25 protein-coding genes are annotated in these 26,113 nt (G+C 43.3%); 7 read left to right on the plus strand and 18 right to left on the minus strand.

Features of this window, described 5'->3' with window-relative positions; all coding sequences use genetic code 11:
• Positions 1-110: 110 nt before the first annotated feature.
• From trmD to rpsP, 3 genes are all read right to left on the minus strand, one after another.
• Positions 111-875 carry a tRNA (guanosine(37)-N1)-methyltransferase TrmD gene (gene trmD / locus AC5JPT_RS08515; RefSeq protein ID WP_493857787.1) on the minus strand — a complete coding sequence of 255 codons (765 nt, stop codon included), beginning with the start codon at positions 873-875 and terminating at the stop codon, positions 111-113.
• Between the two features lie 76 nt (positions 876-951).
• Positions 952-1,485, minus strand: coding sequence for a ribosome maturation factor RimM (rimM, locus tag AC5JPT_RS08520; RefSeq protein ID WP_493857788.1), 534 nt, complete (start codon positions 1,483-1,485; stop codon positions 952-954).
• Between the two features lie 165 nt (positions 1,486-1,650).
• Positions 1,651-1,920 carry a 30S ribosomal protein S16 gene (gene rpsP, locus AC5JPT_RS08525; RefSeq protein ID WP_021812802.1) on the minus strand — a complete coding sequence of 90 codons (270 nt, stop codon included), beginning with the start codon at positions 1,918-1,920 and terminating at the stop codon, positions 1,651-1,653.
• 452 nt (positions 1,921-2,372) lie between these two features.
• On the opposite strand from rpsP, the gene AC5JPT_RS08530 reads away from it, so the two are divergent.
• Positions 2,373-3,854 (plus strand): ATP-binding protein, encoded by a 1,482-nt coding sequence (locus AC5JPT_RS08530; protein ID WP_493844143.1) that lies wholly within the window; start codon positions 2,373-2,375, stop codon positions 3,852-3,854.
• A 33-nt stretch (positions 3,855-3,887) separates the two neighbouring features.
• Here AC5JPT_RS08530 and AC5JPT_RS08535 read toward each other — a convergent pair whose 3' ends face one another.
• The 13 genes from AC5JPT_RS08535 to AC5JPT_RS08595 all read right to left on the minus strand — a co-directional run bounded on the left by AC5JPT_RS08535 (position 3,888) and on the right by AC5JPT_RS08595 (position 16,886).
• A complete protein-coding gene (locus AC5JPT_RS08535; RefSeq protein WP_443526713.1) occupies positions 3,888-4,067 on the minus strand; it encodes a hypothetical protein in 180 nt (59 codons plus the stop codon).
• A 131-nt stretch (positions 4,068-4,198) separates the two neighbouring features.
• Positions 4,199-5,887 (minus strand): ATP-binding protein, encoded by a 1,689-nt coding sequence (locus tag AC5JPT_RS08540; protein ID WP_493857789.1) that lies wholly within the window; start codon positions 5,885-5,887, stop codon positions 4,199-4,201.
• A 311-nt stretch (positions 5,888-6,198) separates the two neighbouring features.
• Entirely contained in the window at positions 6,199-6,915 is a 717-nt protein-coding gene (locus tag AC5JPT_RS08545; RefSeq protein WP_058023509.1) for a response regulator, read from the minus strand.
• A gap of 631 nt (positions 6,916-7,546) precedes the next feature.
• Complete coding sequence (locus AC5JPT_RS08550; protein ID WP_261869167.1) at positions 7,547-7,963, minus strand: F0F1 ATP synthase subunit epsilon; 417 nt, start codon at positions 7,961-7,963, stop codon at positions 7,547-7,549.
• 114 nt (positions 7,964-8,077) lie between these two features.
• On the minus strand, positions 8,078-9,511 hold the full coding sequence (gene atpD / locus AC5JPT_RS08555; RefSeq protein WP_443526717.1) for a F0F1 ATP synthase subunit beta: 1,434 nt from the start codon (positions 9,509-9,511) through the stop codon (positions 8,078-8,080).
• A gap of 38 nt (positions 9,512-9,549) precedes the next feature.
• Positions 9,550-10,431, minus strand: a complete 882-nt coding sequence (gene atpG, locus AC5JPT_RS08560) for a F0F1 ATP synthase subunit gamma (RefSeq protein WP_443526718.1) — start codon at positions 10,429-10,431, stop codon at positions 9,550-9,552.
• Between the two features lie 209 nt (positions 10,432-10,640).
• Positions 10,641-12,185 carry a F0F1 ATP synthase subunit alpha gene (gene atpA, locus AC5JPT_RS08565; protein ID WP_319052002.1) on the minus strand — a complete coding sequence of 515 codons (1,545 nt, stop codon included), beginning with the start codon at positions 12,183-12,185 and terminating at the stop codon, positions 10,641-10,643.
• 96 nt (positions 12,186-12,281) lie between these two features.
• Entirely contained in the window at positions 12,282-12,905 is a 624-nt protein-coding gene (locus AC5JPT_RS08570; RefSeq protein ID WP_493857790.1) for a F0F1 ATP synthase subunit delta, read from the minus strand.
• Between the two features lie 13 nt (positions 12,906-12,918).
• Entirely contained in the window at positions 12,919-13,389 is a 471-nt protein-coding gene (locus AC5JPT_RS08575; RefSeq protein ID WP_493844142.1) for a F0F1 ATP synthase subunit B, read from the minus strand.
• A gap of 117 nt (positions 13,390-13,506) precedes the next feature.
• Positions 13,507-13,755 carry a F0F1 ATP synthase subunit C gene (gene atpE / locus AC5JPT_RS08580; RefSeq protein WP_010197960.1) on the minus strand — a complete coding sequence of 83 codons (249 nt, stop codon included), beginning with the start codon at positions 13,753-13,755 and terminating at the stop codon, positions 13,507-13,509.
• 33 nt (positions 13,756-13,788) lie between these two features.
• A complete protein-coding gene (gene atpB, locus AC5JPT_RS08585; RefSeq protein WP_493857791.1) occupies positions 13,789-14,655 on the minus strand; it encodes a F0F1 ATP synthase subunit A in 867 nt (288 codons plus the stop codon).
• Between the two features lie 676 nt (positions 14,656-15,331).
• Positions 15,332-15,730: an ATP synthase subunit I gene (locus tag AC5JPT_RS08590; protein WP_443526725.1), complete on the minus strand. Its 399-nt coding sequence runs from the start codon at positions 15,728-15,730 to the stop codon at positions 15,332-15,334.
• Positions 15,731-16,001: 271 nt separating this feature from the next.
• Positions 16,002-16,886 carry a metal ABC transporter solute-binding protein, Zn/Mn family gene (locus AC5JPT_RS08595; protein WP_493857792.1) on the minus strand — a complete coding sequence of 295 codons (885 nt, stop codon included), beginning with the start codon at positions 16,884-16,886 and terminating at the stop codon, positions 16,002-16,004.
• Positions 16,887-17,161: 275 nt separating this feature from the next.
• Here AC5JPT_RS08595 and AC5JPT_RS08600 point away from each other — a divergent pair, with 275 nt between their 5' ends.
• From AC5JPT_RS08600 to gluQRS, 6 genes are all read left to right on the plus strand, one after another.
• Positions 17,162-17,716, plus strand: coding sequence for a transcriptional repressor (locus AC5JPT_RS08600; RefSeq protein ID WP_443526727.1), 555 nt, complete (start codon positions 17,162-17,164; stop codon positions 17,714-17,716).
• A gap of 163 nt (positions 17,717-17,879) precedes the next feature.
• Entirely contained in the window at positions 17,880-18,638 is a 759-nt protein-coding gene (locus AC5JPT_RS08605; RefSeq protein ID WP_443526821.1) for a metal ABC transporter ATP-binding protein, read from the plus strand.
• Between the two features lie 101 nt (positions 18,639-18,739).
• Positions 18,740-19,561, plus strand: coding sequence for a metal ABC transporter permease (locus AC5JPT_RS08610; protein ID WP_493852317.1), 822 nt, complete (start codon positions 18,740-18,742; stop codon positions 19,559-19,561).
• Positions 19,562-19,819: 258 nt separating this feature from the next.
• Positions 19,820-20,662, plus strand: a complete 843-nt coding sequence (locus AC5JPT_RS08615) for a metallophosphoesterase (RefSeq protein WP_443526730.1) — start codon at positions 19,820-19,822, stop codon at positions 20,660-20,662.
• 486 nt (positions 20,663-21,148) lie between these two features.
• The gene (gene dksA, locus AC5JPT_RS08620; RefSeq protein ID WP_319051992.1) at positions 21,149-21,586 is read left to right on the plus strand and encodes an RNA polymerase-binding protein DksA; all 438 of its coding nucleotides are present in this window, start codon (positions 21,149-21,151) and stop codon (positions 21,584-21,586) included.
• Between the two features lie 223 nt (positions 21,587-21,809).
• On the plus strand, positions 21,810-22,790 hold the full coding sequence (gluQRS, locus tag AC5JPT_RS08625; RefSeq protein WP_493857793.1) for a tRNA glutamyl-Q(34) synthetase GluQRS: 981 nt from the start codon (positions 21,810-21,812) through the stop codon (positions 22,788-22,790).
• Positions 22,791-22,912: 122 nt separating this feature from the next.
• Here gluQRS and ftsW read toward each other — a convergent pair whose 3' ends face one another.
• Both ftsW and murD read right to left on the minus strand, forming a co-directional pair.
• Positions 22,913-24,109 (minus strand): putative lipid II flippase FtsW, encoded by a 1,197-nt coding sequence (gene ftsW, locus AC5JPT_RS08630; protein ID WP_493857794.1) that lies wholly within the window; start codon positions 24,107-24,109, stop codon positions 22,913-22,915.
• 274 nt (positions 24,110-24,383) lie between these two features.
• Positions 24,384-25,820, minus strand: coding sequence for a UDP-N-acetylmuramoyl-L-alanine--D-glutamate ligase (murD, locus tag AC5JPT_RS08635; RefSeq protein ID WP_493857795.1), 1,437 nt, complete (start codon positions 25,818-25,820; stop codon positions 24,384-24,386).
• Positions 25,821-26,113 lie beyond the last annotated feature (293 nt).

The raw sequence follows: 26,113 nt of genomic DNA on the forward strand, positions 1-26,113 counted from the left end.
ATGGGTTATAACCAACGGCCACTGTGTGATGACTCGTTTTATTATTGCTCAAAATTCTGTCTTTTAACTGTTTATCAAGCTTAAAAGCGATAAAACCAGATTTTGAAAATCTAATTTTTATCTGCTTTTGCCAGTGCTTTTAGCCACTTCGCTTGCTCTGCCGTTGGGGTAAACGCTTGCCACAAATCTGGACGACGCGTTTGCGTACGACTGACTTGCTGAGCAAAACGCCACTTGGCGATATTGGCATGATGTCCTGACAGTAACACTTCAGGAACTGCCATGCCTGCAAACTCATGCGGCTTAGTATAATGTGGACAGTCAAGCAAGCCATCGACGAACGAGTCTTGCTCTGCTGACTTGTCATCACCCATGATGTCGGGCAGACGACGTATCACACTATCCATCAGCACCATCGCTGGTAGCTCACCACCAGTCAATACGTAATCACCTAGTGACACTTCCATATCGACATACTGTGACAGTAGGCGCTCATCAATACCTTCATAACGACCGCATAATAGAATCATGCCATCGTAATCAGTCATACCGACTACGCTACTCTCACTAAGCGTCTGTCCTTGCGGCGACATATAAATCACCGGACAGTGCTCGCTATCGACACGGCAGCCATATTGCTCAGCACGCAAACGGGCATCCTCAATGGCTTTCGATAATGGCTCAGCCATCATCACCATCCCAGGACCGCCACCATAAGGGCGCTCATCAATACGGCGATAGTTATCAGTGGTATAATCACGCGGATTAATGCATTCAATCGTAACTTGCTCTTGAGTCACTGCCCGTCCCGTGATTCCAAACTCACGAATCGTGGCAAACATCTCAGGAAAAATACTAATTACGGCAAAATACATCTGATGTCTACTTGCATTGAGGCTAAAACAATCGGTGTGACTATCAACGAGGTCTAACTAAAAGCTAGAGTCGCTATCAATAATCACTCGGCCATGCCACAAGTACTGTTTTTTCGGTCATGTTGACCTCTATCACAGTTTTCTTATGCCATGGAATTAGGCGCTCTTCATTATCCAAACTGTCTGAATTGGCCGCTACGCGCATGATGTCATGGGCACCGGTTTCAAACATTTCAGTGATATTGCCTAGATACTCATCCTGCTCGTTCATCACGCGCAGACTGACCAAATCCGACCAATAATATTCGTCTTCAGCTGTTTCAGGCAAGACGTTTTGTTCGACCCAAACGGTAACACCGTTCATAGTCTCAGCAACATTACGATCAGGAATCTGCTCAAATTGAGCCACAATTCCTGTTCCTTGCTCACGCCAAGCTTTCACAGTCAAAGGTTTCATACCAGTGGCAGTTTTCATCCACCACGGCTTCATATCGAATATCGCTCTACGATCATCCGTATCACTGAATACCCATAGCCAACCTTTGATGCCGTAAGGCTTCTTAAGCTGACCGATTTTCATAAGGGCACTAGCGTTTGGAGTGGATGACATAGCAGCTAACCTAACAATGATTACAACAGCAATTGCAAAAACAATTGTGTCAAAAGCGATAAACAGTTAATGGCGCACCCTGGTTAGACCAGTTACGCTATGTATTCTAAAGTCTACTGAATCAGCTTGTAGTCATACTATAAGTGGCTCAGTAACAGCAAAAACTTAAGCAGTTGCTTCAGTTTGTGCTGCAGACTTGTTGTAAGCTTTTGCTAATGAAGCAACGCGATCTGAAGGTTGTGCACCTTTTGCGATCCACGCGTTGTACGCTTCCATGTTTAGGCGTACTGCTTCTTCAGACTCTTTAGCGAGTGGGTTAAAAAAGCCGATGTTTTCAATATAGCGACCGTCACGCGCGCGGCGTTGATCAGCAACAACTACTTGATAAAATGGGCGTTTCTTGGCACCGCCCCGTGCTAAACGAATAACAACCATGTGAATTCTCTCTTTCGCAGGTATACCAAAAAGGGCATAATTATATCACAGTCTTTATTTGTTGAAAACATAAACTGTGCATATTTAATTATTTATTAACAATAGCTTAAATACCAGTCTGTGTAAAATATAATTGTCGATAGGCGTTTTTTAAATGCGCATAGTAGCCACTTCATACAAACAAATTAATTACGTATCAAACTGTCTTTAAACCAAACTAGGCATCAAGCGAATTATGCATAAGTGATTTTATTTTGATCTTAAGTATTTAATGGTTATCCTTGGTGAGTACTATAAAGGTACTATTCATCGGATGTGGTATTCTATGATTATTGTAGCTTGCTTGGTTTTACACATACTCAAGGCATAAGTTGGACTTTTTCAGTCACGATACAGCGGTTTAACCCCAGACCAAACCCAACACAGTATCTCTCTCAATCTGCTGGATTTATATGATCACACCAAACTCAAAGCCACGTCGCAAAGGTTGGCTACCAAGCTCTTACTCCAATACTTGGCTGACGACCTTGATGGTCTCTTTTATTGTTCTTATCAGTGTGGGTTTATCGATTTTATTTTTTTGGCGCAGTCTATATCTACCAGAGCTCAAAAATCATGCCCGTTATTTGACGAGTGAGCTACGTTTAATCAATAGCGTGAATAAAGACTGGCAGTACCGCCCTGATATCCGTCAGTGGGTTTATCAGCACTCTCATGTTGTCGTCGTCAACAATCCCAGTGATTTCCCTGAAGTTGCTGATAAGGCGTTTGTCGGCTTCTTCACTGATGTACTTCAGCATGAGATCGGTGCACAGCTGGGTCGACCTGTCGAAGTGTACTTTAAATTTAAGCCAACGCCCCAGCTTTGGGTACAGGACAGCCGTGACGACAGTTTTTGGATTCGTGAGCCAGTAGTTTACTATTCACAGTACAGTCCGACATTGCTCGTACTGTTTTTGATTGGGTTGCCGATATTATCCCTACTGACCATTATTTTGCTTGCACGGCAACTCAATCGCCCGTTACGTTATTTGCAGCGTGCAGCGACCAATTACATTCGTTTAGGACACGCTACCACTTTACCTACGCAAAAGGGTCCTACTGAGATACGTCAAGTAAATATGGCTTTTAACCGTCTGTTTACGACATTAAACCAAGCGCAAAAAGAACGGACAATTATGCTTGCTGGTATCTCACACGACTTGCGTACGCCATTGACTCGTATGCGTTTGACTGCCGAGATGCTGCCAGATGATTTCTTTCGTGAAGGGTTGATTTACGATATTGAAGACATGGATGCCATTTTGGAGCAGTTCATCTCGTTTATGAAAGACGGCTCTGATGAGCCCGTCAGCTTAACCAATTTGGATACGATATTTAATGAAATCATGGTGCAATTTGCTCCGATGAAATTTATATATCAATCAGAGTGTAATAAGGTCGTTCCGGTGCGCCCCTTATCTATCAAACGTCTGATTATCAATCTCATTAACAATGCCAATCGCTATGGTAAACCACCGATTTATCTTTCAGCCACAGTAATACCTACTTTTATAGAAACGGCTCCAGAAGAAGATAGCGATGTGGTCAGTGAGAACGTAGTCACCCAAGAGGCGCAAGAGCAATTGATGATTTGTGTGCGGGACTGCGGTAACGGGGTAGCAGAGGATCAGTTAGAGCGGATTATGCAACCGTTTGAGCGTGGGGAGACCGCACGTACGACGCAAGGTAGTGGGTTAGGACTGGCTATCGTCGATCGTATCGCAAGGTTACATCACGGTACGGTGGAGGCCATTAACCATCCTGATGGCGGGCTACAAGTATGCGTACGCATACCCCTACTCTCCAAAGTTACTGGAGATAATACCATCGCAGCTGATACGGTCGATACCTCTGCAACCGAGAATGCTACAGCAAATAAAGAAACGCGATAAAACTGTCGCCCATATAAATCGAGTGACAGCCGCTCAGTCTCTTGTACCAATAATAGGCGGGAGATACTCAGCACCATTGGTGAAGGTGAGTGGCTGGGTCATTTCCTCTTGTGCTGCCTTCAGCGTTTGGGTCGTTAAAGGCTGCTTTAAGAACAAATGATAACCCAACGTTATCGCGTTCAACAGCACTAGCCCTCCAAATAAATATGGCATCCTTTGCCCTCCTATATTATCAAGCTATTTTAGAAATATATGGTAAACGCATCATCTCATTGCCAAAGTGTCTGTAATCAAATCCGTTTAACCATAGTTCTTGTATTGCTCAACATGGTTACGAGGAGCAATTATTTAGTATCAAAATCGCGTTCGCTTCTCTCTTGCGTCAACTCATCAGCAGCAAGAATCTGGGTCAGCGGTTTGATAGGCCACGTCATCACAAATCTCGCACCACCAAGCGTATGGCTTTCATCGACTTTCATACTACCATTAAACCAAAAAGCAATGCGCGATACAATTGATAAGCCTAAGCCATAACCACCAGACGCTCGTGTACGACTGTCATCTAAACGTGAAAACGGTATAAATACTTTTTCGCGATCCGCTTCAGAAATACCATGTCCATCATCCTCTACGCTGACAAATGCATTGCCTTTTTTGACGCCTGCACTAACGATGATGGTCGTCTCAGCATAGCGCAAAGCATTACCTGCAAGATTCTGAATCACGCGGTGCAAATAGCGGCGATCTGCGATGGCAGTGACTTTTACACTTGGTAAGTTGGTCACGATTTTGATTGGCTTACCCAGTGCATTGGTCTCACGCTCGATCTGCTCTAGCAGCTCTTTGAGGTTTACTGGCTCCAAATCTAATTTTGGCGAGCCTTCCTCAAGCTTAGCATAAGTCAAAATCTCATCAATCAGCCCATTAAGTGATTCAATGTCTTCATCGATATAATCACGTTGCATGAAGCGCGAGTCCTCATCGTCAGTATCAGCAAGCATATCTACGGCAAACCGAATACGTGCCACTGGCGTCCGAAGCTCGTGTGATACTGCTCGCGTCAGCTCTCGTTGCGACTCAATCAAACGCTTGATATGTGACGTCATGGCATTAAATGTCGCTGACAGACGCGCAATCTCATCTTGCCCAATGACCTGTACTTGAATATCAAGATTGCCTTTACTGACTTCGTTGACACCTACTTGAATCAGCTGTAGCTTACGCTCAAGCGGGAAAATAAGCGCATAAACACCCAAACTGATTAAGAACATACTAATCAGAATCATACTGATGATTAGGTTAAGTGGGAACCAGTTGAACAACGGCACAGGACCAATCAATATCGCCATATCATTGATTTCAGACGGTACCACTACTCTAATAGATGAGTTACTTTTGCTGCTATTAGTATCTTGCAATGAGATAACCACTTCGTCACGGCGCAAACGCGACATCTGATCTGGATCCAAATCGAGCGTATTGACAGCAGTAAACGCTAAAGGAAAAGAAAATTTCTCCTCTAACTCTGCTAGACGCGCACGTTTATCAGACAAGGTCATCTGATAGGACAAATCATCTAGTAAAAATATTGCGATAGCTCGTACTTGCTGCTCTGTGACTTGCGATATTCGCGCGGTCAACACGTTCTCATTGTCTGGCAGACGATAATACACATCTGCATAGACAGGTTGGCTCATATAACGAACCACTGTGGCATCGTTCTTAAAGCGTCTTAATTCACTGGCAGTAAAGTCTACCTCATCGATAGGGACAATCTTAAACGTTGAACCAAATAGACTACTAGCATCAGACAGCCAATACTCACGATCTTCTTTAGTATCTTGATGAGAGATGCCTTCACTTACTAAATGAAACGCCCCCATCGCCATACTCTCGCGATAGGACTGCACGCGTTCCTTATTGATGGTGTCCATCAATAACTGCGCAAACAATGCTACGCATAAACAGACTATAAGCAGTCCAGCATAGATACGAACAAAAATACTGTGTTTTAAAGAAGAGACTAATGACATACGTGCCGTGACCAACTTAATAGATAGAGAGTGCCGATATCATTCGCTACATAGTGAGCGCCATATACTGATATCGAGTATTATCAAATAGAGATAGACTTTGACTAATGCAGTCTAATTAATCTGCAATAATCGCCCAAATATAGATACAAGTCACTCATATTCGATCAGTGTCTATAATAATGGGTTAATTAAACCACATAACACTGCATTTAAGTTCAAAAGTTAAAATTTAGCCACAAAAAAACCAGCAAAGATGCTGGTTTTTTCGAAAATGACTAATAATTAATCACTACGTAGATGCAGTAATCTTAGTTGCCTTCTTTCACAAACAGATAACCTTTACTACGTACGGTTTTGATACGCTTTGGATTTTCTGGATCATCACCGATTTTTGGACGAATACGTGAAATACGCACATCAATTGAACGATCCTGACCATCATACTCAATACCACGTAGACGCTCAAAGATATCTTCACGAGATAAAATGCGACCTGCGTTAGAAGCAAGTAACCACAATAGATCATATTCAGCGCTAGTAAAATCAACCAGCTCATCACCTAGATTGACTGAGCGACCACCGTTGTCAATGACTAACTCGCCAAACTCTAAACGCTGCGGCACATCTTCTGATGGTGCGTTTTCTGAACGACGTAATAAAGCACGGATACGAGCGAGCAATACGCGCGGCTGAGCAGGTTTGGCGACATAGTCATCAGCACCCATCTCTAGACCCAATACTTGATCCATATCTTCGGTACGCGCAGTCAGCATCAAAATAGGATTCTGATAGTGCGGGCGAACTTCACGGCAAACTGTCAATCCGTCGCTACCAGGTAGCATGACATCAAGTACGACCATATCTGGTTGTTCATTGACAATGCGGCGAATAGCACGGTTACCGTCAGTTTCAATTGCCACTTCTAAACCATTTTTGACCAAGTAATCTTGAGTCAACATGGCCAGACGCTCATCATCTTCAACAATCAGGATTCGGGGGGTGTTGTCTTCTTCAGTCGTTGTCATTGTTATATCCTCTAATACATCTAATTTAAAAGCAGTAAAAGTAAGAGCGGTAAAATTAATAGCACCATAAAGCGGTACAATTGATGTTCGTATAGCTGTTACAAACTTGGTAGCACAGTATACTATTAAACCTACAGCTTCCTATACTATAGCTGATAGTCGTTAACAAAACCTATAAACTACCTCTAATAAAACTTTAGTTTGCGTCCAAGAATAATCCTACCTATCTCAATAATAGGCAGTAATTTCGTTTTCGTTAAATACTTACAACCAGAGCGCATCTTAATAACCAATGTTAGTGTCTTACATCGCACAGACGCACCACAGTATCACTCCATACTTACGATATTTCATAGTCTAATATAACCACATATCACCCTTACTGCTAGTGGCATTTTAAGGAAATCCAATATTATCTTATTCTCAAACGATAATTAACGCAGGCTCATAAAATACTTATCTTTCCAAACACTGATATAAGTAAAAGTAGCAGCCATAGCATTGGTAAATTCAAACTAACAGACATAAAAAAGCAGCCCATATAATGGACTGCTTTCTGTCTTCAACTACACTGTTAGCTTCAGATAACTATCTATCGCTAACAGTGATAACTATCACTAACAATGATAAGTTACACGCGATTTTTGTACTTGCGAATAGTCTGTAGCTGTCCTACTGACTCTGCAAGTGAGGCTAAAGCTGCATTAGTCTGTAGTGTATCAGACTGGTTTACTAGCATTTGCTCAGCTTTCTTGCGAGCTTCGACAATCTTACTTTCATCAAGATTGCTTGCACGCATAGCAGTGTCAGCCAATACGGTAACCATCTTAGGTTGTACTTCTAATACACCACCTGAGACATAAATTATTTCTTCTTCACCATTTGGTGTTTGCACTCGCATTGCACCTGGCTTTAACAAAGTAATAAGCGGTGTGTGACCTGGCAATACACCAATCTCGCCTTCGGTACCAGTAGCTATTAACATGCTAATTTCGCCTGAATACAACTCTTCACGAGCACTTACGACGCGACATTGTAACGTTGCCATACTTAATTCCTTACCATCAAAGCGCGATCAAAAAACAGTAAAACTGCGATGCGTTACTGAAGAGTAGATATAAAATCTACATTATATCTACTCATTAATTCATGCTCATACAGCTTACGCTGCAGAAGACTTCATTTTTTCAGCTTTAGCGACTACTTCATCGATGCTACCAGCCATGTAGAATGCCTGCTCTGGTAAGTCATCATATTCACCAGCGATGATTGCTTTGAAGCTAGCAATAGTATCGCGTAATGGTACGTATTTACCAGGTGCACCGGTAAAGACTTCGGCGACGTGGAATGGTTGAGACAAGAAGCGCTGAATCTTACGAGCACGATAAACAACCAGTTTATCTTCTTCTGATAACTCGTCCATACCCAAGATCGCGATGATGTCTTTAAGCTCTTTATAACGCTGTAGAACTTCCTGAACACCACGAGCAACATTGTAATGCTCTTCGCCGATCACTTGTGGATCTAGCTGACGTGACGTTGAATCGAGCGGATCAACCGCAGGATAGATACCTTGTGATGCGATATCACGGCTTAGTACGACCGTTGCATCCAAGTGAGCAAACGTTGTAGCAGGTGATGGATCAGTCAAATCATCCGCTGGTACATATACCGCCTGAACTGACGTGATAGAACCTGACTGAGTTGACGTAATACGCTCTTGCAGCATACCCATCTCTTCAGCTAGTGTTGGCTGATAACCAACCGCTGATGGCATACGACCAAGCAGGGCTGATACTTCTGTACCGGCTAGTGTATAGCGGTAGATATTATCAACAAACAATAATACGTCACGACCTTTGCCAGTGGCAGGATCTTTGGTATCACGGAAGTACTCAGCCATGGTCAAACCAGACAGTGCAACACGCAAACGGTTACCCGGTGGCTCATTCATCTGGCCATATACCATTGCTACTTTAGACTTACTGAAGTCTTCAGTGTTTACAACGCCAGCTTCCTGCATTTCGTGATAGAAATCGTTACCTTCACGAGTACGCTCACCGACGCCCGCAAATACTGACAAACCTTCATGTTTTAGAGCGATGTTGTTGATCAGCTCCATCATGTTAACGGTTTTACCAACACCAGCACCACCAAATAGACCAACTTTACCACCTTTAGCGAACGGGCAAAGTAGATCAATAACTTTAATACCGGTCTCTAGCAGCTCAGTGCTGTTTGACTGATCCGCGTAGCTTGGCGCTTCACGGTGGATAGACCATTTTTCGTCAGCAGCAACAGGACCTTCTTCATCGATAGGACGACCAAGAACATCCATGATGCGACCTAGCGTACCAGTACCTACAGGCACAGAAATCGGTGCACCAGTGTTGGTAACAGGTAGGTTACGCTTTAAGCCTTCGGTTGAACCCATTGCAATAGTACGTACAATACCATCACCTAGCTGTTGCTGTACTTCTAGGGTGGTTTCGGTACCATCTACTTGCAAGGCATCAAAAATCTGAGGAACTTCATTACGGTTGAACTCAACGTCAAGAACCGCGCCAATAATCTGTACAATACGACCGCTACTCATTGCGTTCTCCTTGAACTTCTATATATAGGTGTAGTCAATTATGAAACAGCAGCAGCACCGCCAACGATTTCCGAGATTTCTCGGGTAATCGCCGCTTGACGCAGCTTGTTATAAACCAACTGTAAATCGTTAATAAGGTCACCAGCATTATCTGTTGCCGCTTTCATCGCAACCATACGTGAAGACTGCTCAGAGGCAATGTTTTCCATTACCGCTTGATAAACAATCGACTCAATATAGCGACCAAGCAATTCATCAATCAATGTCTTGATATCAGGCTCGTAGATATAATCCCAGCTAAGTTCTGTCTGTAGACCACTGTCTTCATCATCAAATGACTGCTCTGGTAGAGGAACCAACTGATTGACCGTTGGTTTCTGAGTCATCGCATTGACGAATCGGTTATAGACCACATAGATACGGTCAATATTGCCGTTACTATAGTCTTCAAGCATCGCTTGAACTGGTGCATTCAACTGCTCAAACGTTGGTTTATCGCCATAATCAGTTACAGCCGATGTGACTTTACCACCAAAGTTTTTGAAGAAGCTCACACCTTTGGCACCGATGACTGCAAACTCAGCTTGTACTGACTGATCTTGATAATCTTGGATACTTTTAGATAAAGCTTTGAATAGGTTAATATTCAAGCCACCCGCTAGGCCACGGTCAGAGGTAATGACGATATAGCCAACCTTATTGACTGGACGCGATACCATATACGGATGTTTGTAGTCTGATGAGGCATGCACCAAATGTGAAATAACCCGGCGCATACTATCAGCATACGGGCGACCCACTTCCATGCGCTCTTGAGCACGGCGCATCTTACTTGCCGCTACCATTTGCATAGCACGAGTAATTTTCTGGGTGCTTTTAATACTGGTGACTTTGGCACGTATCTCTTTTAAGCTTGCCATAATGATTCCAATATAAGAGGGTTAAAAAGCATTGGCGCATGCGACAATCATTTGATATGCAACATCACTCTTATAGAATAACATTTTATATCTTGTGGCATTACGCGATCTAATACCGGTAATGGTTAAAACAGTGGCGCAAATATCTAGTCAGACAACGCGCCACTTTTCAAACGACAGTTATAACCATTTCGGCTTAACCCGTTAAATTAATAACTGTGATTTTGTTTAAAGGTCTCTAACGCTGACTTTAAACGACCTGCGATATCATCATTGTAGTTCGCAGTGTCATCAATCTCACGCATCAATTCACTTTGCTCATCATGCATATAGCGCAAGTATGCTTCTTCAAAAGAACCAATCTTTTCAACAGGAACGTCAGCTAAGAAGCCTTCGTTTGAAGCATAGATAACGGCTGCTTGCTCAGAGATTGACATCGGCTGGTATTGCTTCTGCTTCATCAATTCAGTTACACGCTCACCATGATCAAGCTGTTCGCGAGTTGCGTCATCAAGATCTGATGCAAACTGAGCAAATGCTGCTAGTTCGCGATATTGAGCTAGAGCAGTACGAATACCACCAGATAGCTTTTTGATAATCTTAGTCTGAGCGGCCCCGCCCACACGAGATACCGAGATACCGGCGTTGACTGCTGGACGGATACCTGAAGCGAATAAACTAGACTCTAGGAAGATCTGACCATCAGTGATTGAGATCACGTTAGTCGGTACGAATGCAGAAACGTCACCGGCTTGGGTTTCAATAATAGGCAATGCGGTTAAAGAACCAGTTTTACCTTTCACTTCACCGTTAGTGAACTTTTCTACATAATCAGCGTTTACACGTGATGCACGCTCAAGTAGACGTGAGTGTAAATAGAATACATCACCAGGATATGCTTCACGACCTGGCGGACGACGTAGCAATAGTGAAATCTGACGATAAGCAACCGCTTGCTTTGATAAATCATCAAATACAATCAATGCATCTTCGCCGCGGTCACGGAAGTATTCGCCCATCGTACAACCTGAGTACGGTGCGATATACTGTAGTGCGGCAGGCTCTGATGCTGAAGCAACCACAACCGTAGTATATTCTAATGCACCAGTTTGCTCAAGTTTACGTACCACGTTAGCGATGGTCGAACGTTTCTGACCGATAGCCACGTACACGCACTTAATACCAGATGATTTCTGTGCGATGATCGCATCGATAGCCATCGCTGTTTTACCAGTCTGACGGTCACCAATGATAAGCTCACGCTGACCACGACCGATTGGAATCATGGTATCAACGGCTTTATAACCGGTCATTACTGGCTGATCTACTGACTGACGATCGATAACGCCTGGAGCGATCTTTTCGACTTTGTCAGTCATTTTGGCATCGATAGGACCTTTGCCATCAATAGGATTACCCAAAGCATCAACAACACGGCCTAGCAGCTCAGGACCTACGGGTACTTCAAGAATGCGACCAGTACAATAGGCTTTTTGACCTTCTTGTAACTTTAGGAAGTCACCTAGTACTACTGCACCAACAGAATCACGCTCTAAGTTAAGCGCCATTCCATAGACTTCACCTTCAAACTCAATCATTTCGCCGTACATGGCATCTTCAAGACCATGAATCTGCACGATACCGTCAGATACTTTGACAATCGTGCCTTCATTCTTTGCAGTTGCACCCGCATCAAGGTCTTGAATACGCTGCTTAATCAGGTTACTGATTTCCGCTGGATTCAATTGTTGCATTGCCTTGTTTCCTTTAATTTATGATAACCCGCCCACTGACTTAAATGCTCTTACTATCACGCAGATTGTATTATGTGTCTGCGCCGATACATGGCATTAGGCAGTTAGCTGTGTTTTTAACTGTTGTAACTTGCCGCGCATCGAATCATCGATGACTTTATCACCGACTTTGATTGTAGCGCCTGCCAATAGGCTTGGATCAACTGTTTCGTGAATCACTACACTCGCATTTAGCGAGGTAGCAAGACGCGTTTGTAGCATTTGACGCTGTTTATCAGTCAATGGATAAGCAGAGGTCACATATGCGTCAAGCTGCTTTAAGCTTACTGCCTTATGACGGCGATAATGCTCATAAACTTCAGGAAGCAGCGCCAGACGCTCTTGTTCTGATAATTGTTTAACGAAATTGCTAAGTGCTACTGATACTTTTGGATAGCTGGCGTTGCTGCCAAGGTTGGTACCTTGAGCATCATCTAATAACTGCTTAAGAGCAGAGTCATTAGCGCTAGCTACTTGCGTATCATAAAGATCGACCAAAGCAGCTGACTTATGCTCAGCAGAAACAGCTGGATTGTCTAGCCAAGTACTGAACGACTTGTCATCGACAACAGTGCTAGCAACAAGCAAGAAGTTTTCCCACTCATTTACTGCGCCGTTTTCGTTGGCATAGTCAAACGCGGCTTTAGCGTACGGTCGTGCTAAGGTTGATAAGTCAGCCATTATATCCTCACAATTACAGCTTCGCCGCCAGTTGGTCTAACATACTGGCATGTTTTTGCGCATCGACTTTGTCTTGCAAAATCTTTTCTGCACCAAGTACAGCCAGCTCAGCAACTTGGGCACGTAATGATTCACGTGCTTGATTGATTTCTTGATCAATAGATGCTTGAGCTTGTTGACGAATACGCTCGCCTTCCGCTTGGGCTTGCGATTTTGCATCTTCGACAAGCTGATTAGCACTTTTGTTGGCTTGCTCGATTAATGCAGCAGCCTTGGTCTTTGCAAGATCAAGTTCCTGCTGGACACTTTGCTCCGCGGTCGCCAAATCTGCTTTTGCTTTTTCTGCGGCATTTAAGCCATCTGCGATTTTACGCTGACGCTCATTGATGGCACCGATAAGTGGTGGCCACACGAATTTCATGCAAAAAACCACAAATATTGCAAAAGCAATGGCTTGACCGACGAGGGTAAAATTGATATTCACGTGATCACCTCTTTGTTAATGAAAAATCAGTTTCATTGATCATGTTTGGCAGTCAAATCTTGACTATATTTGATAGAAAATTCTTGAGTACCAAACATTTACAACTGAGCTTTCGGATTAACCTGCTAGAGGGTTAGCGAACAACAATAGCATAGCAATACCAACACCGATCATCGGAATAGCATCCAAAAGACCTGCTACGATGAACATACGAGTTTGCAACTGTGAGCCAAGCTCTGGTTGACGTGCAACACCTTCTAAGAATTTGCCACCTAGAATAGCAAAACCAATACCTGTGCCAAGTGCGCCAAGACCGATAAGTAGTGCTACTGCGATAACTGTGTAACCACCTAATACTGGATCCATTGATGTATCCTCATTTACCTATTGAATGTCTAATTAATGTTCAGTTGATGATGCAAGCGACATATAAACTATCGTCAGCATCATGAATACGAACGCTTGAAGTGTAATAACTAAGATGTGGAAGATAGCCCACGGTACCGATAACGCCCATTGAATCCAAAATGGCATTAGAGCAATCAGTATGAAAATCAATTCCCCAGCATACATGTTACCGAATAGACGTAGACCAAGTGATACAGGCTTAGCTATTAGAGTAACTGCTTCTAGGATGAAGTTGATCGGGATCAAAATCGCTTGTACGATTGGGTTTTTGGCACCAAACGGATGTAGTGTTAACTCGCCGATAAAGCCGCCCAAACCTTTTTCTTTAATGCTATAAAAGATAATCAGTGCAAAGACAGAGAACGACATGCCAAGCGTAATGTTAGGGTCAGTCGTTGGAACAATCTTGAAGAAAACATGATTTGGATCATGGCCCATAGCGGCACCGATCTGTCCAGCTAGACCTGGAATAAAGTCAACCGGTATCAAATCCATCAAGTTCATCAAGAAGATCCAGACAAAAATAGTCAACGCCAGTGGCGCGATCAATTTTGAGGTACCACTGTAAGAATCACGAACGTTGTTATCAACAAACTCAACGATCATCTCAACCGCTGCTTGAGTTTTACCTGGTACGCCTGAGGTTACTTTTTTGGCAACCATCCAAAAGACGGCACAAAATAAGATTCCTAGACCGATTGACCATAGCATAGAATCAAGATGGATAGCATTAAAGCCCATTAACCCTGCTTCTTCAGCATTGTAGGCAACTTTCCAACCTTCGCCCGGCAAGTAGCCGTACGTCCAGTTCGTTAAGTGGTGAGAGATATATTCTGATGATGTTTGCTCGGATGCCATAATGTAAGCTTCTTATTAATCAACGATTTAATCAACTACCAAAAATATGGTTGTCATCTGATGGGTTTAGCGTTTTTATTTGTGGTGCTATTAAGCAAGCAAATAAATCATACTAAAGCGCCCATGTAACCAATAACATCCAACCCATAGTTCTATTGCTATATCTGATAGCGTGACATAAATTTTAGCTATCAAAAAAGGGCTTATGATAACTCAGTAATAGCCCTTGCATTTTTATACGCAAAATTATTATACATGTGCTTGCCTATTGGCCGTTTTTATGACCGACGCTCAATGTAGCGTTTATAAGCAAAATATTTAGCTGCCTATATTAATGCAGCGTTGTATTCGTGTAAAGTCTATTATGATCTTATTATCCATTGTATGAATAAGTTAGCTGACAACAACGATTGCTAATATAGCTTTTCGTTCATAATTAAACTGTAAGAATCTAATTATCAATGACAGTTATGGCTGCGTCCGCCCTACCCTATCATTGTGTCGTTGCATACTGCGCCTGATATAGAGGCTCATACTTCGGTCTTCATGATCATTAGTGCTGCCATAAGACAGTTTTGTACTTTGACTTTCCGAACTAGTCATAGAGAAGTTGGACGGCAGGGTGACTTGCCAGTACTATTAATAAATCATTTAATCATTTAATCATTTATTAGCGCTAGCGTATATGCCACAACATCCAACTGTGACTAATTTGCATTACCATAAAACCGATAAACAGCGCAGGCGCAGATAGGGGTTGTACGGTAATAAAAATTAGTGCGAAACCAAACACGGTCAACAGCCACTTTGCCATCTGACCTCGATATAGCTGGCTAACGATATGTTGGCGCGCGCGATATCCTGTGTACCAAAAGATAAAAAAAGCAAATACGGCTTGAGTCGTGAAACTTAGCAATGCCCCGATTGCAGCGCTTTTTGCTACTGTAAGCTCACTACGTAACCAAGTAGTATCTACCATCCAAGCAACAATGATAAAGATAAACAATATCCATGCTTGCCGTTTGATATAGATGCCAATCTTATCTTTTTGCGTGCGTTTGGCAGGCTTGGTCATCGATATTCCTATAGCCTTTCAGCATTGGGACAATATAGCATACTTGCCATATTTTTATCCGTGAATGACTTACTCTACAGGCATTACCTTTAAACCAAAATAAAACGCCACTTATTATAAGGAGACCATTACTATTAAGCAAGTAAAATATGACCTTTATCAGTCACCTAACTCACAGACTTACGACGATGGCGTGTTTTCATCTATCAAAATCAAATCACGCCATTACTTGAACACCTCTATATGACCCGTGGTGTAGTGTATATCACGTTTATGATGTTATACATTGATTGATTTGCTGGGCCATAGCTTGCCAACTACTAACAAAATCTTCGCTGTTGTTGCTCATATCTTCGACTTGGATGGTTGTATTAACTGGCTGTAACTTAGCAAGCAAACCTTTTGAAACACTACCTTGGTTGACCATACACATTTGCTCAACAGGACGATTTTTATTTAACCAAAGTAGCTGGCTGGCTTTTGGAGAGATATGATGATCGGGGCTTAGACTACCTACTAATTTTATATGCGCCGCTTTTTCAATATATTGATAAGCGTCATGATATACCCAGTAAGGGCGATCTGTCTGTGTGCCTTGCTGTATGTCAGCAACGGCTTTATCCATACGTTCAGCAAACTTTTTGACATTGGCTTGATAAGTACTTGCATGCTCTGGATTAGCATGGCTATGAATCACAGCTAGTGCACGGGTAATGGCTTTGGCATTTTCAGGATCGAGCCAAATGTGCGGATCTAGCGTACCTTCAATCGCCTCGCCTTTTACATCACGCAGCGGATAACGGTTAAAGGCATCAAACTCAAATAGAGCAATGGCGTTGGGTGCATTTTTCAAACTACCCGTTAGACTATTTTCTAATGCAGGCCCAAACCAAACAACAAATTTACTGTCTTTAATAGCTTTCATATCACTTGGACTAACGCTACCATGATGCCCAACATCGCCTGCCTGTAGAATTCTATTGGCCGATGGTGTGCCATCAGTGACCGCTTCACTGAGTAAAAACATCGGATAGTTGCTCACACTGACCGTCGCAGCTTGCGCACTTAATGTAAAAGATCCTATCACTAGTCCTGTAATCAGTAAGCGTTGTAGCATGATGATTGAGCGTCGAAAATAAGTAACAATAGCGTTCATGGCAAGCTCTTTGGTTAATGAGTCATTCTTTATTTAAAGTCGATCTGTATTTAGTAAGTCACCACAATGCGAATCATCGTTTTTATTGTAAGGCGCCTTTTAAAAAGGAGACACGCATACAGGAACAGCGTGTCTGGCTGTCTGTAGCGGCTTTAAAACAGCTGATTCAGATCTGTAGTTATAGTTTCAACTATATTATGTTATACTATAACAATAAAAAACGCTATCATAAAAAACGTCATGCGATTACCATGCTATTTTTAGGAGCCTATACTATGTCTACTACTCCGTCACTCTGTGAGCATTTGCATGATGTGCAAGATTTGACTGCGCATGACGTTACTGAGCGATTGCTAGCCGCAAAGGAGCACTGCCGCTTGAATGGGGCACGGTTTACGCCGCTACGCCAGCAGATATACCAGTTGGTACTAGAATCTGATCAACCTGTTGGCGCTTATGACTTAATCACTCAATTACAGCAAATGCGACTGTCTGAAACAGATGATATATCGAAGACGCCTGTGGACGAACCAGCTGTTAAGAAGCGCACCCCCAAAAACGTTGCGCCACCAACAGTTTATCGCAGCTTAGAGTTTTTGTTGAGCGAAGGGTTGATTCATCAGCTGACGTCTATCAACGCTTATGTTCCTTGCTGTCATCCCAGAGCACGGCACACGGCCGCCTTTTTAATATGTGATCAGTGTCAGCGGGTTCAAGAGTGTAGTAGTTTACCGGTACAAGAGATGATGAGCTTTGCTGAGCAAGATGTAGGCTTTGTCGTTGAGCGCAGCGTGATCGAACTCAGTGGCCGGTGTCAGGCTTGTCAGTAACATATAAATTCAGCGACCCGTCAATACTGCCTACCTTTCTTTTAATACTGTTCTATTGGTTCTTAACACTTATATTCTGGTTATCCCTCCCCTTTACTTATCTATTTGTTGTCATATTATGAGCCTGTCTACCCTACCCTCTAATCGGCCAGTTGCCCCTATTATGGATAAAAATATTGTGAACGATGCTAGTCAACTGCTGAGCCTACGCAATATCAGCTATTATATTGGGCCGCAACGTCTTCTCTCGAACATTGATATCGACATTGCAACCAACGAAACCGTGAGTCTCGTTGGGCCTAACGGGGCTGGAAAATCTACACTGGTCAAACTCATCTTAGGTTTAATTGACCCGACCAAAGGCAGCATCACGGCACACCAACCACTACAGCTTGGCTACGTACCACAGCGATTTACCGTACCGCCAATATTGCCATTGCGAGTCAGCGACCTATTGGATCAAGCAGATAAAAAACGTCTTACCGCTGAGCAGCGCCAGTTTATCTTTGATAATTTATCGTTAACACACTTATTATCGCGACAAATGTTGCATTTATCGGGCGGAGAGGCGCAGCGAGTGTTGCTTGCCCGAGCATTGTTAGACAAACCCAACTTATTGATTCTGGATGAACCTATGCAAGGGCTTGACCCTGATACAGAGGTTTGGCTGTATCAGTTTATCGATAAATTGCCAGATTTTTTACGTTGTGCCATGTTGGTGATATCCCATGATTTGCACTGGGTTATGAGAGGCAGTCGACGTGTTATCTGTCTCAATAAGCATATTTGCTGCGAAGGAAAACCCAGCGAGCTAGCCATCAGTACCGAGTTTAAAAAGTTGTTTGGTCATTATTATGAACAACCTTACGTGCATCAGCCACATGCTTGCCAGCACCATGCACCAAACGAGCTCGAACTATAACCCTTAGCATCACATACTCTATAGCTTAGCTGTATTGGTTTCAATGTTTTGACATTTAGCAGTGCAGTATTAAGCTCTATAAAATTTCATGGATATTTATTATGACCTCATGGTTAGCTATTATCGCTCCTGCTTGGATCGCTGGCAGTATTTTAGCGCTACTATCGGCACCTTTAGGTTGTTTGGTATTGTGGCGACGTATGGCCTTTTTTGCTGATGCGTTAGCACATGGTACTTTGCTGGGCGTAGCTCTAGCAGCTTGGTGGCAGATGCCAATGGGAATTGGCGTTGCGTTAGTCAGTATCGCAGTAGTGTTAGGGCTGGTTTTGATTGATGATGAGCGTTTGCCTGCTGATGCAGTGTTGGCCGTTGTTGCGGTGTCATTGCTGTGTTTGGGTTTGTTGACCTTGACCCAGCTGACAGACCAACAAGCCAATGTGCTTGGTTTTTTATTCGGTAATTTACTGGAGCTTGGTTGGGATGAGTTGCCCCTACTCGCAGGGTGCGCACTCGTAGGCTTAAGCCTGCTCAGTTATATTTGGCCCGCTCAAATCAAACTGGCCACCCACGAGGCATTGGCGCGTATCCAAGGTATTAATCCGACCCGTCAGCGGCTGTTTTTTATGGGCTTACTTGCAGGGTTCTGTGCCGTTGCTTTACAAGCCGTTGGTAGCTTATTAATCAGTGGGCTACTGGTATTGCCTGCATTGACTGCCCGCTTATGGTCATCATCACCAAAACAAATGGTGATTATCGCATTTATCATCGCTCAGCTGGGGGTGACACTGGGTGTATGGGGAAGTATCTGGTTAGATATTCAAACGGGCCTCTCTATTGTATTGATATTAGCAGCTTTATTTTTTATCGCTCTGATTTTTTCGAAGCTAACCAAAATAAAATTTCGTTCAGCACGTCATCCATAGTTCATTGGCGTTCAGGCTGTAATGAAGATTTCTAGAAACTTTGTTCAACTTTATTTCACCAATATTACTAGAGCTTTAACTGGCTTTATGTTATAAAATTGGTTTACCACTGCGCGTCGCGATTCACTATTGTGACTCGTCACCAATCGGTGTTGATAACCGTTATAATAGGCACATGTACCATTAAAAATAGTAGATCATTTATCCACACTCGTTCTCACAATGACCATTGTTTTGATTCGATAAGGGACTGACCCAATGCCAAGCTATCCTGTCAATAAGATCAGTACGCCCGATGAACAGATGAATATTTTACAAATCACTGATTTGCATTTATCCACGCCTGTCGCTGCTGATATTGATAGCAGTGGTTACAACGATGCTGGCAATTGTCAGCGCAGCTTTGAGACAGTACTCCAGCAAGCACTGAGTGAAGATATTCGCTGCGACTTGATCATTGTGACCGGCGATCTGGTGAATAAAGTAAGGCTGTCAACCTACGACCACATATTTGCTGTCCTACAAGCGACTCAAATCCCTTTTGTTTGTATCGCTGGCAATCATGACGTGACTGACGAGGAGGGCGAACACCTACCGTTTTTTCAGAGGTCGCTCGTTGCCCAGCCAGCTGACTCACGTCTGCTCAGCCGGCATAGGATTGAGGGAGATCACTGGCAATTACTATTGCTAGACTCATCGATTACAGGCAAGGTAGCAGGTGAAGTAACAACCACTGATATTGATTGGCTGTGCGAATGTCTTGATGCCTGTGATAAGCCAGCGCTCGTTGCTCTACACCACCACATCATACCAGTGGATTCTGACTGGATTGATACCCATATGGCAACAAACACGGAGAGTTTTTGGGAGCATATGGCGCCTTTTGAGCATCTACAAGTCATTATTAGTGGTCACACTCATCAAGAGCAAGTTCGTTATCGCCAAGGGGTTACCGTCTATAGCACACCGTCTACCTGCTACCAGTTCAAACCTTATTCGCACGATTTTGCTTATGATGAAAGTGGCCTACCAGGCTACCGCTGGTTGCAATTAGCCAACAATGGAAAGGTTGCAAGCTGGGTTGAAAGACTGGATACTTAATGGCCATATTTTTTACTACAGATAATAGCTCCACCCCTTGCCCACTATGAGCTTAGCCTATATTGACCAAGATTGTACAAGTTAATGAATTAAGAAAAAACGAGATCAAAATAAAAAATAACTTCATTATTACTATAAACAATGATACAACTTGTAAAATGAAGCGAGGACGGTCTAATATTTAAAATTAGGCAATAGAATAATAGCTAGGATGGCCAAGAAACCACAAGCTAAGTGTTAATAGTCAATCATTTATAATACGATTTGAGCAGTGCTATTGAACTAAAGATTTGCATAGCAATATACCTGAGTCAGAGTATGCCGATATACTAAAATAACGATATTATTTGATCAGCTGTGTTACTTGTATCACCAAGTGGTAAAACGTTTGATAAAGGGACAACTTATAGCGTTTGTAAAACTGATAACGTCTTGTCTTTTGATACGTCGTTTTATTGAATTAATTTGAAAAAGTAGGATACCCATATGAGCACCGTGACCACGAATCCAAGTGAAGTCAAGTTTACTCCCTATGTGCCAGCCAAAGACGAAGAGTACATGTCTGACGCACAGTTAGAGCATTTTAAGTCAATTTTGTTGGAATGGAAAAACCAACTGATTGGCGAAGCGGATCGTACCAAAAACTACATTCAAGATGAGTCAAGTGCGATGCCTGACATCAATGACCGTGCAACTCAAGAAGAAGAGTTTGCGCTTGCCTTACGTACACGTGATCGTGAACGTAAGCTCATCCGCAAGATCGACAAGTCTATGTTAGAAATCGAAAATGATGACTATGGATTTTGTGAAACCTGTGGTGTAGAGATTGGTCTACGTCGCCTCGAAGCTCGTCCAACAGCCACGCAGTGTATCGACTGCAAAACCTTGTCAGAGATCAAAGAGCGCCAAAACCAAGGGGCTTAAGCGGTATACAGATAACCATACGTAAGCAGAAGCGACCACATCATGGGTCGCTTTTTGCTTTTACAAGACTATCATTTTTCTTAACCACCACCCCTACTCTACTCTCAAATATATGATCGACGCAAAGCTGCCATTACTAACAAAATAATTTCATTTAATAAATATCTTTTGATACCGATCTTTATTATTCTATCTCTATCATTTTTATCGATAGTTATTTATTTTGAAAAATATTTATACTGATACACCAACTGAACCCAGATTATCACAGCCTATTGGCCGTTTTGCGCCATCACCTACGGGTGAGCTGCATCTGGGTTCTTTTACCACGGCACTTGCTAGCTTCTGTCATATAAAATCGCTCGGTGGCCAATGGTTGCTGCGCATCGAGGACACCGATACTGCGCGCTGTGACAAGCAGTTCACTGAGCAGATTTTGATGGATCTAGAAATACTTGGATTGCACTGGGACGGTGACGTCATCTATCAGTCTGAACGTATCGATATTTACAATGACTACCTGTCTTCATCGCTGCGCCCCTTAACCTACGGCTGCCGATGCTCACGCAAAGACTTAGAGCAGTACTGGGCACAAGAAGATATCAATAGACATCATAGCCAGACCCATACTGAAACACCAGTCAATCAAAAACAGCCAAACCGGCAGCGTTATCCAAGGCGCTGTGTGGCAACCCATCTTGATAGGCATCAGCATAAATTACGTATACAGCTACCAGACTATAAAATCGGTTTTAATGATGGTATTCAGGGTCAGCAATGGGATAATCCACAGCAGACACTAGGAGACATGGTAGCGCGTCGTCAAGATGGTATGATCAACTACATATTAGCCGCCAGTATCGACGATGGTCTACAACAGGTTACTCATATTATGCGCGGTTTGGATATCCTACCGATGACCACAGCGCAGATCAGTATTATGCAGGCGGCGGGTCTACCAACGATCGACCATTGGTATCACTTGCCGTTAATTAATAATGCAGATGGTCAAAAGCTCTCCAAGCAAAACCTCGCGCAGCCAATAGACACATCGGATCCAAGCCAACTTATCACTGATGGACTGGCACTCCTACGGCAACCAAAAGTCGATGTCGACACGCCATTCAATATGCTCATCCAAGCCATTGCACAGTGGGACAATGCACCGCTACAAGGTATGCAGCAGCTGAATTTACTCTGTTGATGAGAACCAAGGAACCCTTAATAGCAGTAGACAGCAAAAAGCGCCACTATTTGCGGCGCTTTTTTTAGGTCTTACTCATAAAGTGTATAAGCTAACTCAGATGTTTTACTAGTTAAAATTTTTTAATAGTAGCGGCATTGGCTCTTTTCGATTTCAGGACTTTCCTTATATATCTTTAGTAGTAGTGCAACCATCACTAGGCTGATCAGCATTGAAGACCCACCATAACTAAAGAATGGCATAGTGAGGCCTTTGGTTGGAATGGCACCCATATTCATCGCCGCGTTAATAATTGTCTGCGCAATAAATACCACACCGATACCAAACGCCGTATAACTCATGCGCATTTGACGACGTTTGAGTGCGTTGTAACTGATGCGCATCGCACTACCAATGATCAGTGCTTCGAGCACCAACACCATGCTGACCCCAACAAAGCCTAACTCCTCACCCGTAATCGCCAACAAAAAGTCAGTATGAGCCTCAGGTAAATGCGATAGTTTTTGTACGCTTTCGCCATAGCCGACACCCGTGAACTGTCCACGCCCAAAAGCAATCAAACTACGCGCTAACTGGTAGTCAGTATCTTGCACATCATCAAATGGATCCATAAACGACATGACACGCACCAATCGGTACTCTGCCGTAGTCACCATCAGTACAGCACCGCCAATAGCCGCCGCACCTAATGCTAAGAAGTGCTTGTAAGGGGCACCAGCGATATAAAAAATCGCGAATAGTGTCCCTAAAATAACGACAAACGAGCCAAAATCAGGCTGTGACAAGAGCAGTATCGTGATTAGCGCTACCACCAGCATAATTCGCAAAAAACCATCAAGGCCATTACGCACCTCAAACGAGCGGCGCACCACAAAGTCAGAGACAAATACAATCATGACCAGCTTGGCCAACTCTGCGACCTGAAAGTTAAAACCGCCTAGCGTCAGCCAACGCTTAGAACCATTGATAGGTGTACTAAATAGCGTTGCCACTAACAACAGACCTGTGATACCTAGTAAAAGAAATTGGGTTTCAGTCTTATAAAGCGTTCGCAGCGACACACTATAATAAGGGATAACAGCGACGATCAAACCAATCATCATGTACAACAGCTGATTTTTGAAAAAATACAACTCTGTCATACCGCGGCTGAGCGCAAAAGGAATAGAGGCAGATGCGACCATCAGCAAACTAAGCACCATCATGCAGCCTACGCTCGATAGTAAAATTGCACGTGCTGATGGCATAGAAAGCACACCATCTGTGCCAGAGGTTTGCTTGGTCTGAGACGAGGAACGAAAAAAAGAAGAGAGCGCCATAATTTTATATACACTAACGAACGAAGAAACACGGCGTCTATAAAACGCCACCGTTTAAAAAATGATAAAGTAAATCGTACCAGATAGAGGATGATAGGACAGTCATGATCATCAAAAGATGCGTGGACTACCACCTATCTAAGCATCAAACCAGTTATGGTGACAGTAGCAGCAATCTATAAGCAAAACAATCATTTATAAAGAAAATACCATCTATTGCCTACTGCTACAACGACTGAGCTGACTGACCAGAGCGTTTGGCTGATCGAGACCTTTAGCTGATAATCGTGTTATCTGATTGTGTCGCACCTAACTGTTCGACCAATTTACTAAAGTGCTCGCCGCGAGCAGCATAGCCACTGTATTGGTCAAAACTGGCGCAGGCAGGTGACAACAGCACCGCTTGCACTTGTGAAAGACTGCTTGTCGTCACTTGCTGAACCGTTACAAACGCGTTTTCTAGTGTCTGGCATTGATGTAATGCGACATCATCACTGAGTTTGGCCGCTCGCAAATGCTGCTCAATCTGTTGTCCATCGTCACCGATCAGTAGTACCTGACTCACGTATTGGTTAATAAAAGAAGTTAACTCGCCAAATTGCTGACCTTTACCTTGCCCACCCAAAATCAATAGCAACTTGCCATCTTTTGGGGCATAGACCGCGCCCAATCCTTCGATAGCAGCCATGGTAGAACCGATATTGGTGCCTTTAGAGTCGTCAAAATAGTCGATACCAGCAACGTTCCCTACATATTGGCAACGATGCTCAAGTCCTGAGAACTGCTGCAGCGTATCCAGCATGCTTTCAATAGGCAACCCTGCAAGCTCGCCGAGCGCTAAAGCAGCCTGCGCGTTTAGCAGATTATGACGACCTTTAATCAACAGTTTGTCTGCCGACAGTAACCTTTCTGTACCGCGCGCCAGATAAGTCTGACCTTCCGTATCGGTAATGAGACCATACTGTCCTTTATCAGGAGCATGGATACCTGTGCTGATTCTTGGTAGGTTGTCTGCCACTAATGGACGGGTGAGCGCATCTTCACGGTTGATGACTACTGATTTGGCGCCCTGAAAGATACGATGTTTGGCTTGATGATAACCAAGCATATCACCGTGACGATCTAAATGATCGGGCGACATATTGAGTACCGTCGCGACTTTTGCACCTAAATTAGTAACGGTTTCTAACTGAAAGCTAGACAACTCTAACACGGCCAACTCCATGTTCGTATTATCAAGCAAAGTCAGTGCTGGCACGCCAATATTGCCACCGACACCCACATTAACGCCAGCATCTGCTGCCATTTGCCCAACTAAGGTAGTCACGGTACTTTTGGCATTAGAGCCTGTGATGGCTACTATCGGTACTGTACATGCGTCACAAAACAGTTGAATATCACTGACGACTGGAATATTAGCTCGGCGGGCTGCTGCCACGGCATCGGTTTCAAGCGAGATACCTGGACTGATAATAATACGTGCCGCTTGCTGTAGCAGCTCTGCATCGATCGCCCCAAACTGACGAATTTCAATATCAGCTGGCAGTTGATCCGCAAGCTTAGGCGCTGCTTGTGCATCTGTTACTGCTACTTGATAACCTTGCTTGGCAAGATAGTGCGCTACCGATAGTCCAGACTGTCCCAAACCGACCACGACCTGTAGACCGTTGCCCTTATGAATCAAGGTTTCTGTTGCGGTATTGGCGGTCATATCTATTCCTTCTGTTAGACGAACAAAGTAGTGTCAAGAAAAACAAGCGTGTAGCGACTTTAGACGACACCCTCACGATGATAGGCATCATAACGGTATCGTTCAAATTTGGGTAATGATTTTTTATGACTTTGTGCTATTATTCGCCTGTTTTTATATTTGGTAGCTAATGCTATAATAGCTGACTTGATTGGCATGTGACATTGTTATGCAATAAGGCGCTACGCCTGATTATTTTAGTTTAGCATGTTGTCACATTTATCGCGCTATTGTCACGTCTCTTTAGCACTGAT

This window comes from Psychrobacter sp. H26 (assembly GCF_059073035.1).